This window comes from Pseudomonas versuta, from assembly GCF_001294575.1.
Lineage (GTDB): Bacteria > Pseudomonadota > Gammaproteobacteria > Pseudomonadales > Pseudomonadaceae > Aquipseudomonas > Aquipseudomonas versuta.
The window spans coordinates 1,155,752-1,170,425 of sequence record NZ_CP012676.1 but is presented as its reverse complement, the minus strand read 5'-3'; the positions used below and the strand labels follow the sequence as shown (position 1 = coordinate 1,170,425).

Annotated in this window: 19 protein-coding genes and 1 pseudogene; 9 read left to right on the top strand and 11 right to left on the bottom strand. The window is 58.9% G+C overall.

Annotation, left to right across the window (positions count from 1 at the left end; genetic code table 11):
- Window positions 1–88 precede the first annotated feature (88 nt).
- Entirely contained in the window at window positions 89–769 is a 681-nt protein-coding gene (locus tag AOC04_RS05390) for a peptidase C39 family protein (RefSeq protein WP_060691496.1), read from the bottom strand.
- A 224-nt stretch (window positions 770–993) separates the two neighbouring features.
- Here AOC04_RS05390 and AOC04_RS23915 point away from each other — a divergent pair, with 224 nt between their 5' ends.
- A complete protein-coding gene (locus AOC04_RS23915) occupies window positions 994–1,161 on the top strand; it encodes a hypothetical protein (protein ID WP_167344876.1) in 168 nt (55 codons plus the stop codon).
- 65 nt (window positions 1,162–1,226) lie between these two features.
- On the opposite strand, the gene AOC04_RS05385 is transcribed toward AOC04_RS23915, so the two are convergent.
- Entirely contained in the window at window positions 1,227–1,982 is a 756-nt protein-coding gene (locus tag AOC04_RS05385) for a TerC family protein (protein WP_060691495.1), read from the bottom strand.
- 30 nt (window positions 1,983–2,012) lie between these two features.
- Entirely contained in the window at window positions 2,013–2,252 is a 240-nt protein-coding gene (locus AOC04_RS05380; RefSeq protein WP_060691494.1) for a hypothetical protein, read from the bottom strand.
- 131 nt (window positions 2,253–2,383) lie between these two features.
- Between AOC04_RS05380 and nhaR the strand changes: the two genes are divergently transcribed.
- A complete protein-coding gene (nhaR, locus tag AOC04_RS05375) occupies window positions 2,384–3,289 on the top strand; it encodes a transcriptional activator NhaR (protein WP_060691493.1) in 906 nt (301 codons plus the stop codon).
- Here nhaR and AOC04_RS05370 read toward each other — a convergent pair.
- Window positions 3,286–4,443, bottom strand: a complete 1,158-nt coding sequence (locus AOC04_RS05370) for an MFS transporter (protein WP_060691492.1) — start codon at window positions 4,441–4,443, stop codon at window positions 3,286–3,288. The two genes, nhaR and AOC04_RS05370, sit on opposite strands and share 4 nt — an antisense overlap.
- A 367-nt stretch (window positions 4,444–4,810) precedes the next feature.
- On the opposite strand from AOC04_RS05370, the gene sstT reads away from it, so the two are divergent.
- Window positions 4,811–6,034 (top strand): serine/threonine transporter SstT, encoded by a 1,224-nt coding sequence (gene sstT / locus AOC04_RS05365; protein WP_060691491.1) that lies wholly within the window; start codon window positions 4,811–4,813, stop codon window positions 6,032–6,034.
- 85 nt (window positions 6,035–6,119) lie between these two features.
- Here the strand turns inward: sstT and AOC04_RS24090 are convergent, their stop codons facing one another.
- From AOC04_RS24090 to AOC04_RS23305, 3 genes and pseudogenes are all read right to left on the bottom strand, one after another.
- Window positions 6,120–6,629 carry a DUF1993 domain-containing protein gene (locus AOC04_RS24090; RefSeq protein WP_060696873.1) on the bottom strand — a complete coding sequence of 170 codons (510 nt, stop codon included), beginning with the start codon at window positions 6,627–6,629 and terminating at the stop codon, window positions 6,120–6,122.
- Between the two features lie 183 nt (window positions 6,630–6,812).
- A pseudogene (locus AOC04_RS24085) lies at window positions 6,813–7,208 on the bottom strand (nucleotidyltransferase family protein); the annotation flags it as partial.
- An 8-nt stretch (window positions 7,209–7,216) separates the two neighbouring features.
- Window positions 7,217–7,504, bottom strand: a complete 288-nt coding sequence (locus tag AOC04_RS23305; RefSeq protein ID WP_073514973.1) for an XdhC family protein — start codon at window positions 7,502–7,504, stop codon at window positions 7,217–7,219.
- A 184-nt stretch (window positions 7,505–7,688) separates the two neighbouring features.
- Between AOC04_RS23305 and AOC04_RS05355 the strand changes: the two genes are divergently transcribed.
- Together AOC04_RS05355 and AOC04_RS05350 are read left to right on the top strand one after the other, a co-directional pair.
- Entirely contained in the window at window positions 7,689–9,005 is a 1,317-nt protein-coding gene (locus AOC04_RS05355) for an MFS transporter (RefSeq protein WP_060691490.1), read from the top strand.
- 112 nt (window positions 9,006–9,117) lie between these two features.
- Entirely contained in the window at window positions 9,118–9,789 is a 672-nt protein-coding gene (locus AOC04_RS05350) for a YceH family protein (protein WP_060691489.1), read from the top strand.
- Window positions 9,790–9,828: 39 nt separating this feature from the next.
- Here AOC04_RS05350 and AOC04_RS05345 read toward each other — a convergent pair whose 3' ends face one another.
- The gene (locus AOC04_RS05345; RefSeq protein ID WP_060691488.1) at window positions 9,829–10,647 is read right to left on the bottom strand and encodes a shikimate 5-dehydrogenase; all 819 of its coding nucleotides are present in this window, start codon (window positions 10,645–10,647) and stop codon (window positions 9,829–9,831) included.
- A 230-nt stretch (window positions 10,648–10,877) separates the two neighbouring features.
- Here AOC04_RS05345 and AOC04_RS05340 point away from each other — a divergent pair, with 230 nt between their 5' ends.
- The 3 genes from AOC04_RS05340 (at window position 10,878) to AOC04_RS24080 (ending at window position 11,885) form a co-directional block, all read left to right on the top strand.
- Entirely contained in the window at window positions 10,878–11,228 is a 351-nt protein-coding gene (locus tag AOC04_RS05340; RefSeq protein WP_060691487.1) for a hypothetical protein, read from the top strand.
- Window positions 11,229–11,394: 166 nt separating this feature from the next.
- Complete coding sequence (locus AOC04_RS05335; RefSeq protein WP_060691486.1) at window positions 11,395–11,589, top strand: hypothetical protein; 195 nt, start codon at window positions 11,395–11,397, stop codon at window positions 11,587–11,589.
- Between the two features lie 101 nt (window positions 11,590–11,690).
- Window positions 11,691–11,885, top strand: a complete 195-nt coding sequence (locus AOC04_RS24080; RefSeq protein WP_073510503.1) for a hypothetical protein — start codon at window positions 11,691–11,693, stop codon at window positions 11,883–11,885.
- On the opposite strand, the gene AOC04_RS05330 is transcribed toward AOC04_RS24080, so the two are convergent.
- Both AOC04_RS05330 and AOC04_RS05325 read right to left on the bottom strand, forming a co-directional pair.
- Window positions 11,833–12,144 carry an AzlD domain-containing protein gene (locus AOC04_RS05330; protein WP_060691485.1) on the bottom strand — a complete coding sequence of 104 codons (312 nt, stop codon included), beginning with the start codon at window positions 12,142–12,144 and terminating at the stop codon, window positions 11,833–11,835. The two genes, AOC04_RS24080 and AOC04_RS05330, sit on opposite strands and share 53 nt — an antisense overlap.
- Window positions 12,141–12,836, bottom strand: a complete 696-nt coding sequence (locus AOC04_RS05325; protein WP_060691484.1) for an AzlC family ABC transporter permease — start codon at window positions 12,834–12,836, stop codon at window positions 12,141–12,143. Before AOC04_RS05325 ends, AOC04_RS05330 begins: the two co-directional genes overlap by 4 nt.
- Window positions 12,837–13,075: 239 nt before the next feature.
- On the opposite strand from AOC04_RS05325, the gene AOC04_RS05320 reads away from it, so the two are divergent.
- A complete protein-coding gene (locus tag AOC04_RS05320; RefSeq protein ID WP_060691483.1) occupies window positions 13,076–13,594 on the top strand; it encodes a Dps family protein in 519 nt (172 codons plus the stop codon).
- A 125-nt stretch (window positions 13,595–13,719) separates the two neighbouring features.
- Here the strand turns inward: AOC04_RS05320 and AOC04_RS05315 are convergent, their stop codons facing one another.
- A complete protein-coding gene (locus AOC04_RS05315) occupies window positions 13,720–14,661 on the bottom strand; it encodes a class I SAM-dependent methyltransferase (RefSeq protein WP_060691482.1) in 942 nt (313 codons plus the stop codon).
- Window positions 14,662–14,674: the final 13 nt, after the last annotated feature.

Here is a 14,674-nt window from a genome sequence, read left to right as displayed (position 1 = left end):
CTGGCTGGCCGGCAATGCAGACAACGCTGATGGACCCCGTTGAGGTCATCGCGGGCAAGCCCGTCTCCCACAAGATGGATGCTGCCGGTTATTTGCCCGGGTTCTGCAGGGCCTTGATGGCCCTCGCTCCAGCCTGCTCCTGACCCGAGCGGGAGAGGTCGTTGGCCGCTTTCAACCAGCGCGCCTTGTCGACGTTGGCCGGCAGTTGCTCGGGTGACAAAATCAACACCGCCCAGCCCCCCGCATCTTTCCAGGCCGACTCAAACTTGTTGAAGTCCATCAGCCGCCGGCGCTCCATACCCGCACGCAACAACACGGTGCGCTTGGTGCGGTTATACCCCACTAGCATGGCATAGCGTGGTTCGGACCAGACGGTACCGTCGCTGAAACGCAGCATCACCGGATACCCCGCCGCCACCTGGGTCAATAACGCCGCAAGGGATGTGTCCAACGGGTACACCATCAACCCGTACTGCGCCGCCAGTTGCTCCATATTGTCTTGCAGCGATGCTTCGGCACCCGGCAGTTTCAACGGTTTGACCAACAGCCCCGGGGTGATTCTGATGCGTTGCTGGCCAAGCATGCTGGCCAGCACCTGCGGACCGCTCTGATTGGCGTTGCCGCGAAAAAAGGGCACGCCATTGAGCTCGACCCTTTCCGGCAGGTGGCGAAGCTCGGGCGGCTCGACACTGGCGCACCCCACCATTGCCAGCGCAAACACCGACAGCAGCCACAGCCGTACTGATTTCAATCCCGTCACTCCCTGCATATTCCCTCGCTTTGAATGGGCGCCAGACCTTGAGGCCCGACGTGGCCATCGATCATAGGACGCGATTGGGCGAAGGTATAGCCTTAAGCCACAGCCTGGCTGTGCGGATAGAACAAATGAGTTGGTCCAGCACGACCTTTGGTCAATAGACTGCAACACTACCCGCGCTAGACTGTCAGTTGCTTAGTGTGTGTTTGTGCCCATTGTGGGCAAAGGAGGCACTGATGAGCCCTACATGGACCATTTTTCTGCTGATTACCGGCTGGCTGGCCGTTGCCGCCGCGATGCTTTGGGGACTGATGCGCATCAGCCGCCATCACCACCCGCAAGTACAGCCCAAGCCGCAAACCCCGCCTGAAAAACCAGTGGCTGGCGCTGTCAACGCCCACTAATCCCGGCACCAAAAAAGGCCGTCCCCCCCAAACAGGGTGGACGGCCTTTACGTTGCAGCTTGCGATTACTTCAGCAAAGCAGCCTGGCGCTTATCCCGGACCCGGCGCGCCACAATGTTAAGGGTTTCCACCGTGGCGGAGAACGCCATCGCGGCATAGACATAGCCCTTGGGTACATGAGCACCAAAGCCTTCTGCGATCAAGGTCATACCGATCATGATCAGGAACGCCAGGGCCAGCATCACTACGGTCGGGTTTTCATTGATGAACTTGGCCAGCGGCTCCGAAGCCAGCAACATCACCAGCACCGCCACCACGACCGCCACCACCATGATCGGCAAGTGCTCGGTCATGCCCACCGCAGTAATAATGCTGTCGATGGAAAACACCAGGTCCAGCATCAAGATTTGCCCGATAGCAGCTGCAAAGCCCAGCGCCACTCTGGACGACACGCCCGCGGTTTTATCCTCGACCTCAGGGCTCATGCTGTGGTGGATTTCACTGGTCGCCTTCCACACCAGGAACAGGCCACCGGCAATCAGAATCATGTCTTTCCACGAGAAGGCCTGGCCCAGCACTTCAAACACGGGCGTGGTCAGTTGCACGATATAAGCGATAGTGCCGAGCAGGCCCAAACGCAGAATCAATGCCATGCCGATCCCGATACGGCGCGCCTTGGTGCGATAAGCCTCAGGCAATTTGTTGGTCAAAATCGAGATAAAGATCAGGTTATCGATGCCCAGCACGATTTCCATCACGATCAACGTGGCCAGCGCGACCCAAGCTGCGGGGCTGGCAGCCAGTTGTAAAAGATATTCCATAAGTGTGTTCTGACTCTGGTTTAGAACGGGTTAAATCGCTTGGGACGACTCTTTGTGTTGTTGCTCGGGCTGATCTTTTTCAACCTGACCGCCGGTGGCTTCGCTCAGCGCCTGTTCCGCCGCCTTGTGGGTGTCATCAATCGCCTGCTTGGCTGTTTCAGCGGTTTTACTCAGCATTTGCTGCGCCGCTTTTTCGGCCTGATCACAACCGCCCAGCAGCAACAGGCCAGCGGCTACCAGTGCCAGCGCACCTGCTTTCTTAATGTTCATCTCGCTTTCCTCTCGATAACGGCGGCCATGTGTGTGGCTCGCGAATAACGCGGGATTCTAGAGAGATATACACTTCAGTAAAATTCGTATTTTAAAGCGCTATACTTCGGTTTTTACGAAGTATTGGACTCATGCTCAACTATCGCCAACTGCATTACTTCTGGGTCGTCGCCAAAACCGGCAGCATTGTGCGCGCCTGCGAGCAACTGAACCTCACCCCACAAACCATCAGCGGGCAAATCAGCCTGCTGGAAGATACCTACGGCTTGCCGCTATTTCGCCGGGTCGGCCGTCAGCTGGAACTGACAGAGACCGGGCGCCAGGTCCTGCCCTATGCCGAGCAAATTTTCCAGCTCGGCAACGAACTGGAAAGCATGCTGCGCATGGCTCCCAAAGAGCAGCAGATCCTGTTCAGGGTGGGTGTGGCGGATGTGGTGCCCAAATCGATTGTTTATCGCCTGATCGCTCCCACCATGGAGCTGGACCAGCCGATTCGTATTACTTGCCGTGAAGACAAGCTCGACCGGCTACTGGCGGATCTGGCCATTCAACGCCTGGACCTGGTGATTTCCGACAGCCCAATGCCCTCCCACCTCGACATCAAAGGCCTGAGCCAAAAACTGGGGGAATGCGGCATCAGTTTTTTTGCCACCTCAACCCTGGCCAGGGACTACGCCGAAAACTTCCCGCACTGCCTGCACGGCGCCCCGCTGCTGATCCCCGGCCCTGAAACCGTGATCCGCAGTCGTTTGCTGCGCTGGCTGGCAGAACAGAAAATCCAGCCGCGAATCGTCGGTGAGTTTGATGACAGCGCTTTGATGCAAGCGTTTGGCCAGTCCGGCATCGGCGTATTTATCGCCCCCAGCGTGATCGCCCAGGAAGTCATGCGTCAGTTCGACGTTGAGCTGATCGGCCAGACCGAGGCGGTCACCGAATCGTTTTACGCCATCACCGTTGAACGCAAGAGCCAACACCCCGGCATTGTTGCAATTACCGAGGGTGCCCGACGCGAGTTGTTCACCCCTGCCAACGACTAAGCGCTGGCCGCGGCACGCGGTTTTGCCGTCATCAACATCAGCGCCAGCAAAATCGAGAGCAGGATAAAACCGGCAGCAGCAAAGCCCAGGCTGCCCAGGCCGTAGGTGTCGATTACCTGGCCGCCGACCATCGCGCCCAGACCGATCCCCAGGTTGCCCCCGGCAATATTCAATGACGCGGCAAAAGCCGGAGCATGGGGCGCCGCTTTCATCAGCCGGACATGACTGACCAGAAACAGCGCCGACTGGCTAATCCCCCAAATGGCCATTGCTGCCGCCAGCGCCAGCGAGGAATGAATACTCGGTATCAACGCCACCATGGCGCCGATCATAAAGGCGCTGAACACAATCGACGCGATCAGCGGATGGCGATCCACCATGCGCCCGCCCAGTGAGTTACCGATCAGGCCGACTGCGCCAAAGCCCATCAGGCACCAGCCAACCAGGGTGCCATCAAAGCCCGCCAGTCGTTCCAGGATGTCGGCCAGATAGGTGTAGGCCGTGAACATGCCGCTGAATACCAGCACTGACAGCACGATATGGCCAATCATCAGCGGGCTGCGCAACAGGCTCAATTGCGAGCGCAGGGTAACGCTGGCCCTGGCCACGTGCGTCGCCGGCAAATAAACCCACAGCAACAAGGCCTTGGCCAGTGCAACCACCGCTAGAATGGCGAATGCACTGCGCCAGCCCCAGGCATCGGAGATCAAGGTTCCGACCGGAATCCCGAATACAGTCGCACAGACAATCCCGAAACCGATTTTGGCAATCGCCCGCCCGGCGTACTCCGGCCCTACGATGTCTACCGCCGTTTCGCTGGCCAAGGCCCAAAACACCGGCAAGCCCAATGCCGGCAACAAACGGGCAAAGCCCATCACCCAAATATTGGGCGCCAGCGCCGCGAGGGTATTGGCGAAGGCAAACATCAACAAGATCGTAATAAACAGAGGCTTGCGTTTGAAACGCGCAAAGTATGCAGTCAAAAACGGCCCCAGGGCCGCCACTGTAAAAGCGAACAATGTCACCAGCAAACCGGCCTGGGGCACGCTGACCTCTAGATCACGGGCAATCGAGGGCAGCAGGCCGACAATGATGAACTCGGTGGTAAGCACGGTAAAGCCGGCCGCAGACAGCAGCAGGATGGGCAACAACATGAAATGACTCCAGAAACAGCAACGCCAGCGATAACCGAAACAGGTCCGCTGATTTGAACAAGGATGAGGATGGGCGATAGTAGCAGAACGACCGCCCCCGGGGGCACGCCACCCCAGAGAAGATCCCCCCACGGGTGTGGCAGATTGCCCCTGAACCGCGAAGCGCCCCCGGCACTATGCTAAAGTCCGCCCCCGCCATGAATCTGGCCGGACAGACCCACTTGGCACGCTTGACTCACCTAGGCTGCCGACTCTGCTTTACTCAACACGTTTTAACCCGCCGACCGTCATCGATCTGCCTGCCCGCTCGTTGCAGATCGTCCCGCTGTTGCTCAGTGCACGGTCCAAAACAACTAGAGAAACCCTTATGACTGACGCTCCACCTTCCCTGCTGCAAAAGCTCAAACGCACCAGCCTGGTCACACAGATTGTGATTGGCCTGATTGCCGGTATTTTGCTGGCCTGGCTTGCGCCTGCTGCTGCACTTTCGGTGGCCTTTATCGGCAAGGTGTTCGTCAGCGCCTTGAAAGCCGTGGCCCCGATCCTGGTGTTTGTTCTGGTCATGGCTTCCATTGCCAACCACAAGCACGGGCAAGAAACCCATATCCGCCCGATCCTGGTGCTCTACCTGTTCGGCACCTTTGCCGCCGCCGTCGTGGCCGTCATTGCCAGCATGATGTTCCCCTCGAACCTGGTGCTGGTAACGGAAAATATCGCCATTGCAGCCCCGGGCGGGATCAGCGAAGTCATGCAAAGCCTGCTGTTGAGCGTGGTCGACAACCCCGTCAGCGCACTGATGAACGCCAATTTTATCGGCATTCTGGCGTGGGCCATCGGCATGGGCGTTGCCATTCGCCATGCCGGCGATACTACCCGCACCGTGCTCAGCGACCTGTCCAATGGCGTCACCCTGATCGTGCGCGTAGTCATCCGCTTTGCGCCGTTGGGGATTTTCGGCCTGGTGGCTTCGACTCTCGCCACCTCAGGTTTCGGTGCCCTGCTGGGCTACCTGCACCTGCTCGCCGTACTGATTGGCAGCATGCTGTTTGTGGCACTGGTCATGAACCCGTTGATCGTGTTCTGGAAACTGCGCCGCAATCCGTACCCGCTGGTGTTTCTGTGCTTGCGTGAAAGCGGGATAACCGCGTTTTTCACCCGCAGCTCGGCGGCCAACATCCCCGTGAACATGGCACTGAGCGAGCGCCTGGGGCTCCATGAAGACACCTACTCGGTGTCGATCCCGCTGGGCGCGACCATCAATATGGCGGGCGCCGCAATCACCATTACGGTATTGAGCCTGGCCGCCGTGCATACCCTGGGCATTGAAGTCGACATTCCGACCGCGATTTTGCTGAGTGTAGTGGCAGCCATTTGTGCCTGTGGGGCATCGGGGGTAGCGGGAGGTTCGCTGTTGCTGATCCCGCTGGCGTGCAGCCTGTTCGGCATCCCGAGCGAGATTGCGATGCAAGTGGTGGCCGTGGGCTTCATTATCGGCATCCTGCAGGACTCCGCCGAAACCGCGCTGAACTCGTCCACCGACGTACTGTTTACTGCTGCGGCCTGCATGGCCAAGGAAGAACCGGCGTCTTGACGGCGCCGGTGTTGTAAGCGCTGGCGAGGTATCGCGGTTCGGGGGTTGCCCGATCGCAGCCTCTTCAGCGACTACTGTATTGCGATCAGAACGCGCCCATGTAGTCGCGCTTGCCCACTTCAACGCCATTGTGACGCAGGATCGCGTAAGCAGTGGTCACGTGGAAGAAGAACTGAGGCAGGCCGTAGGTCAGCAGGTAAGCCTGGCCGGTGAAGCGTTTTTCTTTCGGGGTGCCCTGACGGGTGATGATTTCGATGCCTTCCTTGCCGTCGATTTGCTCAGGCTTGATGCCGTCGACAAACGCCAGCACTTTGCTGATCAGCGCTTGCAGGTCAGCAAAGGTCACTTCGCTGTCGTCGTACTTCGGCAGTTCGATTTCAGCCAGACGGCCCGAAACACCCTTGGCAAAATCAACCGCGATTTGCACCTGGCGTACCAGCGGGAACATGTCCGGCGCCAGACGCGCTTGCAGGAAAACACTTGGATCGATGTTCTTGGCCGTCGCATGAGCCTCGGCCTTGGCCAGAACACCGCTCAGGGCGTTGAGCATTTGTTTGAACACGGGAACGGAAGCGGCGTACAGAGAGATAGTCATGAAAGTCTCGACAGTCTGTGGGCGGGAATTGGATGTGCGGCGATTATAGACACGCCAGTAGTCTTCGGGTGTATCAAGATCAACCCTCACCCATTGACTGGCGGTTTCTACGGCCATGACGCGCTCGCGATACCGGCGCAAAAGCGGGCGCGCACCTTCGTCACCGGCACAGGCTCTAAGCCCGGGCAAACACTCGGGTGTCCACAGCACCGGGTTGCCGCGCTTGCCCTTGTAACTGGCCTGAAACCCCACGACACCGGGGTTCGCCTGCATGGCATCAATCAACTGATCAATGACCCCGGACGTGACGCCGGGCATGTCCCCCAGACAAATAATCACCGCCTGCCGGTCACTGAGGGCTCTGGCGCCGACACGCACCGACGAGCCGATGCCTTCCATAAAATCCTGGTTAAGCACATATTCGACCGCCAGCCCGGACAGGGCCCGGCGAACATCAGCGGCCTCATGCCCGATGACCACCAGCACTTTGGCGCAGCGCGAGGCGAGCGCGGCCTGTACCACATGCCTGACCATCGGCTGCTCGGCCAACGGCAGCAGCAACTTGTTGTCGGGCCCCATGCGCCGGCTCAGCCCCGCAGCAAGTACCACCGCCACGACCTCAGTCTGTTCCATATCGACGGGCATCTCTTGCCTCCGGTGTGCGCGCTGACAGCGCCAAATGCTGCGGTGATTTCACCGACGATGGCAAGAGCGACACTTTGCGGGGTATCGCCGCCCAGATCCAGCCCCGCGGCATAGCGCAGTTCACCGCGTGATGCAGCGGCCCCGCCATCGCTTTGCTCAAGCAGCCGCTCCGTGCGCTCTGTGGGGCCCAGTTGCCCGACATAAGCCGGGGCAGGAAGAACCGGGTGCATGCGCCATTGAGCTGTCAGACGCCAAAGTCGATATGCTGGTGTCCGCCCGCCTTTGCGCACTCATATCATCGAGCAGGGCCGGCCCAGTCTTCTGACACTGCCTGTGGAAACCGCTTTTGGAGCCTGGCAAAGCACTGATCGCGGCTACACAAAAACAAACACTCGTCACCGCCAGGAGACACCCATGCCCTCTGCAAATGCTGGAACAAGCCTTGCGACTCCTGTCGCAGAGCGCATCAAGGCGCTCTATCACAAGATCACCTGGAAGCTGATCCCCTTCCTTTGCTTCTGTTATCTGGCGTCCTATCTGGACCGCATCAACATTGGGTTCGCCAAGCTGCAAATGCTCCAGGACCTGCACTTCAGCGAGACTGCATTTGGCCTGGGGGCGGGCCTGTTTTTCGTCGGTTATATCCTGTTCGAGGTGCCGAGCAACCTGGTCTTGGAGAAAGTCGGGGCCAAGGTCTGGATTGCCCGGATCATGATCACCTGGGGCCTGCTGTCGGCCTGCACCATGCTGGTCACTACCCCGACCCAGTTCTACTTTGTACGCTTGCTGCTGGGCGCCGCCGAAGCCGGCTTTCTGCCGGGAGTCTTGTACTACCTGACCACCTGGTTTCCGACCTACCGGCGCGGGCGCATCATTGCCCTGTTCATGATCGGCATGCCGCTTTCCAGTGTTATCGGCGGTCCGCTGTCGGGCTGGATCATGGGCGCGTTCGACAACGCCGCCGGCCTGCGCGGCTGGCAATGGCTGTTTATCGTTGAGGCGGTACCCAGCGTCCTGCTTGGCATCCTGACGTTCTGGGTACTGCCTGATAACCCTCACAAAGCCAAATGGCTGACCCCTGAAGAAAAAGTCTTGCTCGAAGGTGAGCTGCGCCTGGATGAGGTCGAGGGTAAACACAGCAAGCACAGCTTTCGTGACGGTTTCTTCAACCTCAAGGTCTGGATGCTCGGCGGGATCGACTTTTCCATCCTGCTCAGTGCCTATGCCATGGCGTTCTGGATGCCGACTTTCATTCGTAACGCCGGGGTAGCCGACAACTTCCATATCGGCGTGCTGACCGCCCTGCCCAGTGCCGCCGCGCTGGTTGGGATGCTGCTGATTGGCGCAAGTTCGGACCGTCGCCGCGAACGGCGCTGGCATATCATCGTGCCTTTTCTGATGGGTGCAGCAGCCATGGCCGTCACCACTTTTTTTAGCCACAACGTGTTTGCCACGGTTTTGCTGTTTGCCATTGCTTCGGCCACCATCATCGGGGCCGTGCCGGTATTTTTCAGTTTACCGGCGACCTTTCTCAAGGGCCGGGCGGCCGCGACCGGGTTCGCCCTGGCCTGTTCGCTGGCCAATATCGCCGGGCTGGTGAGCAATTCGTTGATGGGCATTGCCGTCGACGTCACCGGCAGCGGTGCCGGAGCGCTGTGGTTCTTTGCCGGCTGCCTGCTGATGAGCAGCCTGCTGGTGATTGCACTGCCGGCCAAACTGGTCAACCGCTAGCCGGTCACCCCCGCAGGTACCGCCCAAGGCGGCGCCAGCGGGCCAATCAAGACAGTCGCTCTAAGGCGCAAAAAACTCCACAATGGCCGCTGGCTAAAAATGGAGAACAGAAATGGAAGCCCCAGCGAGTCAGTCCCCAGAAAACCCGCAGATCGAATCTGATACCGGGCCTCGTCTCAACAGCATCGAGATCCGCATTCTCGGCTCCCTGATCGAGAAACAGGCAACCCATCCTGAAACCTATCCATTGACCCTTAATGCGCTGGTGCTGGCCTGCAATCAGAAAACCAGTCGCGAGCCGGTCATGAACCTGACCCAGGGTCAGGTTGGCCAAAGCCTGCGCGCACTGGAAGGTCGCGGCTTTACCCGCCTGGTGATGGGCAGCCGTGCCGATCGCTGGGAACACAAGGTCGACAAGGAACTGGAACTGGTTCCGGCCCAGGTGATTCTGCTGGGGTTACTGTTTTTGCGCGGCCCGCAGACCCTCAATGAGCTGCTGACCCGCAGCGGGCGCATGCACGATTTTGAAGACACCGAGCAAGTGCAGCACCAGCTGGAGCGTCTGATCGCCCGTGATCTGGCGCTGCTGGTGCCGCGCCAGTCCGGCCAGCGCGAAGACCGCTACATGCATTCACTGGGCGACCCGGCCGATATCGAAACAATCATCTCGGCCCGTCAGCAATCGGCCGAACGCAGCAGCGGCTCCGGCGTATCACTGGAGCGCTTTGAAGCCCTCGAGGCGAGAATAGCGGCGCTCGAAGCTCGTCTGGCGGAGCTGGAATAACCAGGTAATTCGGGCGAGGTGACTCGCCCGACTTCTCACTCAGCTGCGCGCAAAGGCTACGGCGGCCTTGAATTGCTCAGGTGTCGGCCGCACGCCGGTGTACAGCACAAACTGCTCCAGCGCCTGAATCGCAATGACTTCAAGGCCGGTGATGACGCGCTTGCCCTGAGCGCGACCGCTTACGATCAATGGCGTTTCAGCCGGAATGGCCACCACATCGAAGACGATTTCTGCCTGCGCAATCGCATCCTCTTCAAATGCCAGATCATTCGCCTCGGCGCCACCGGTCATGCCCACGGGCGTGGTGTTGATCAACATTTGCGGCCTGCTCGCCCCCAGCTCCGGCTGCCAGGCATAACCCAGGTTTTTGGCCAGCCCCGCGCCCGTGGCTTCATTGCGGGCCACGATCAGGCCATTGCGATAACCGCCATCACGCAAGGCCGAGGCCACCGCTTTGGCCATACCGCCGCTACCGCGCAGGGCGAACGTGGTTTCCTGCGCCACCTTATGGTTGCGCAGCAACTGCGCGATGGCGATGTAGTCGGTGTTGTAAGCCTTCAGGTGGCCATCGGTGTTGACGATGGTATTGATCGAGGCAATGGCTTGCGCCGAAGCATCCAGCTCATCGACCAGCGCAATGCAGGCCTCCTTGAAGGGCATGGACACGCCACAACCGCGAATGCCCAGGGCCCGGATACCGGTCACCGCCCCTGCAAGATCCTTGCTGCTGAATGCCTTGTAGTAAAAGTTCAGGCCCAGCTGTTCGTACAGATGATTATGAAAACGCAGTCCGAAGTTCCCCGGTCGGCCCGACAGCGATATGCACAGTCGGGTGTCTTTATCCGGATTCATTTGCATGCTCATCTCCTTGCAGATTGCTTTCAGATCAACGGCGCAAGCCGCGTGGGTAATTTTGTTGGATCATATTGCTGCTGCCCGGGCTGAAACGTCTCAGCGCCGGGCAAACCTTACACAAAATTTACCGAAGCGCTCCGCAGTTTTTTCAAAAAAGGCTGTCTTAGTGTTATCCCCGCAGTATTGATGTGGCCCGTTGGCCAAAAGTCGGGACTGAAACCAGAGGAATCGTCATGATGCGTACCATCCCCAAAGTTGCTTTGCTGATCGGCGCTTTGGCCGTCGCAGGCCAAGCCAGCGCCCATGGCGGTTGGGATGCCGGTTCAGCCGTTGTCGGTGCAGTGGTCGGTGCGACTGTCGTAGGCTCGGTCATGGCTGCCCAGCAATCGCGCCCTGTGTATGTACAACAACCGGTCTACGCTCAGCCGCAGCCGGTGTATGTCCAGGCCCCGCCGGTCTATTACCAGCCACAGCCGGTCTACGTCCCGGCGCCACAACCGGTCTACTACCAGGGCTACTATGGTCGCCCGCATCCGGTGTATTACGGCCCGCCCCGCGGCTACTACGGCCCGCCGCGCTGGTAAGCAGCGCATTCACCGGCAGGCTTGTAGAGCTGCCGGCAGGTCTGGTTAGATGTCATGAGTGTCGCGGGTGAGACACCCTCAAGCTGCGAACTGCAGCACGATGGAGCCCAGCCCGCTGCACCCTGGCAGCAACCAAGAACAGTTTATAAAAACAAGGACGACCTGAATGCCAACACAAAACCCGCACCGCACCGCAGGCCTGTGCACCTCTAGCAAGGTCTATAACACGCTGACCGAGCTCAAGCAGCTCGAAGGCCACCGCACCGCGAAGCTCATGTCGCTGCTGGCCCAGCACCTTGTAAGCGAAGGGCTCATGAGCGACCAGCAAGTCATGCAGATGCTTGACCAAGTGGTTGATTGACCCCTGACCTCACTGGCATCAATGGCGACTATCAAGCGCAATGATTATTTGCGTGCCAGCATAGACCTTAAGCTAGCGACATTGTTTGCGCAGAGGTCTTTATGTCCAGAATTCAAGTCATGTCTGTTATTGGTAGCGCAGTGCCTGCCCCGCTTCGGGCCGACGGCTTCTTAGCCTGCTGGTACGTGGTCAATGACGGCGTTGCCGTCAGCGGCCCCTTCACCTCGCGAGCGGCAGCCCAGATCAAAGCCACCAACGAAACAGATAAAACAGCCCCACACTTGACGCGACACTGATCAAAACGTTGCGGCTCCAGATCATCAGCCCTATCGCACACAGGCCGGCCAGCAGGTAGGGATTATCCGCACTCAAATCGAGGCGGTGATCTTTGACAAAAATGATCGGCCCACAAATGGCGGTCAGCATCCCCGGCACCGCAAACCCCAAAAACTCCTTTACCCTTCGATTCAGGCGAATCGGCAAGCGCGGCTCCAGAAACAGGTAACGGTTGAAAAACAGGATCAGCGTCATCCCCCCGATAATCAGCCAAATCATGCGAAGTACTCCCCCAGCCGCTTGCACAGATAACCTGCAGTCATGCCCGCCAGTCCCGCCAATACAATCGCCGACTCCCACTGCCAGTGGCTGAACAGCATCACGCTCAGCAGTGAGACCGCCACGCAAACAACCGTAGGCACATTGCGCACTACCGGTGTGATCAGCGCGATAAAAGTAGCCGCAATCGAGAATTCAAGCCCTAGCTTATCCAGCCCGGGAATGCTTTTGCCCAGGACTATTCCCAGCAGGGTAAACAGGTTCCAGCCCAGGTACATGCACAGCCCGACACCTAATGCATACCAGCGGCTGAACGTCTTTTGATCATAAGGACTGACCAGCGCAAAGAACTCGTCAGTCAACAGAAAGCCGAGCCCCAACCGCCACCTGACCGGCAGAGGCGAGACCATCGGGCGCAAGTGCATCGCGTACAACACATGTTGTGAGGTCAGGAGCAAGGTCGTCAGCAGGATTGAAAGTACGCTGGCGCCCCCCTTGATCATGCCAATGGCTACCAACTGGGCTGCGCCGGCGAAAACAAACACCGACAGGCCCTGACTTTGCAGCGGGGTCAGTTGAGCATCAATTGCCGTTGAACCCGCCAGCAACCCCCAGGGCGCGCACGCCAGTGTCAATGGAAGACAAGCAATCGCACCGCGTGTAAATGCGATGCGCGGAAGGGTCGTAGACATCAAAAATGATCCTGGCAGTGGGCAGCGTCAAAGGGTCGCAGCATGGGCTTTGAATGTATTGAACAATCTTGCTCTTTCGCCGGTCGCAACCTGTAGACATCTGTACGGCGCGGTCCGCCGGGTTTGACGAAAGACTGATCCTGGTCTTAAGTCAGCCGGCATAAGCAAGAGCCAGGCGGCATAGACAGCGCCCCTCGACATGCGTCAGAACCTATTCACAGCCACCACGAGGAACCATCATGAAAGACCTGAAATCCGCCAAGGAAAGCAGAAAGGCCGATCTACGGACACCTTCGGCGCTGAGCGAAGAAGCCTGCATCAACATTGCGGCAGAAGTGAATGCCCTGCTGGCTGACACCTTTGCCATTTACATGAAGACCAAAAACTTCCATTGGCACATGTCAGGCCCGCACTTCCGTGATTTCCACCTGCTGCTGGACGAGCAATCCGATCAGATTTTTGCCACCACCGACGCCATTGCCGAACGCGTACGCAAGCTGGGGCGCACCACTATTCGTTCGGTAGGCCACATCAAAAAACTCCAGCGCCTGCTGGATAACGACGCCGACTTCGTAACCCCGAGCGACATGCTGGCCGAGTTGCGCGAAGACAACATCCAGCTGGCTGCCTACATGCGTGAAACCCACGATATGTGCTCGGAACTCGGGGATGTGGCGACCACCAGCCTGCTGGAAAACTGGATCGACGAAGCCGAGCGCCGCGTGTGGTTCCTGTTTGAATCGTCGCGCACCAAGTAAGCCTGCAGCCGCCCCATACGATGAAATTTGTTTCACATTCTTTGCTGGCAGCGAGCTGTATATTCGCCCTGCTCATTCAATGAACCCTTCGCCCGCACCCTCCCCCGCGGGCTTTTTTTTGCCGGTCAAACGCCTTGCTTGAACAGCAGCGCTTTCAAACCGCATTCAGCATCGGCATCAGGAAATTCGGGCGGGTTGTCCAGTCGCTGCACGAAACGCAAACCCGGTGCATCAAGGGTTACGCCGTCAATCAGGAAATCAGAGCCAAATGCCGGATCGTTCATGCACGCCAGCACCATGGCGTTTTCACTGAGCAACTCGGGCAGGCGCCGAACCACACGCTGGTAATCCTTGGTCAGCAAAAAACTGCCTTTCTGAAAGGAAGGCGGATCGATGATCACCAGATCATACGGCCCCATGCTTTTTACCTTGCCCCAGGACTTGAACAGCTCGTGCCCAAGGAAGCTGACCTTGCTCATGTCGTGTTGATTGAGGCGGTGATTGTCTCGGCCACGACTCAATGCCGCACGGGACATATCGAGGTTGACCACATGCTGTGCGCCGCCTTCGATGGCGGCGACCGAGAAGCCGCAGGTGTAGGCAAACAGATTCAGGACCCGCTTGCCCTGCGCGTTGGCCCGCACCCAGTCGCGGCCGTAGCGCATATCCAGGAACAGGCCGTTGTTCTGCTTGCGGCCCAGATCAACGCGGTAGCGCAGGCCACCTTCGGTCAGCGTCCACTCGTCAATCGCCTCACCTGCCAGCCACTCAGTGTCGCTGTTGAGCGTGTAGCGGTGCTGCAGAACCAGCGTGTGCGCCCCGCTGGCTTGCCACACCGGCGATTGCGAGAGGCTCAGCAGCAGTTGCTTCAAAGCTTCAAGCTGCGCCAGCTCAGGCTCTTTGAACAACGAAACCAGCACTACACCCTGCAGCCAGTCGACCGTCAACTGCTCAAGCCCCGGCCAGCACCGCCCGCGCCCATGGAACAAGCGCCGGGTTTCCGCGGGCGCAGCCTCCAGGGCAGTCAATAAGTGCAGGTGCAGGGTGCTTAACGCTTCAGGAGTCATCGGGCCGGCCGGT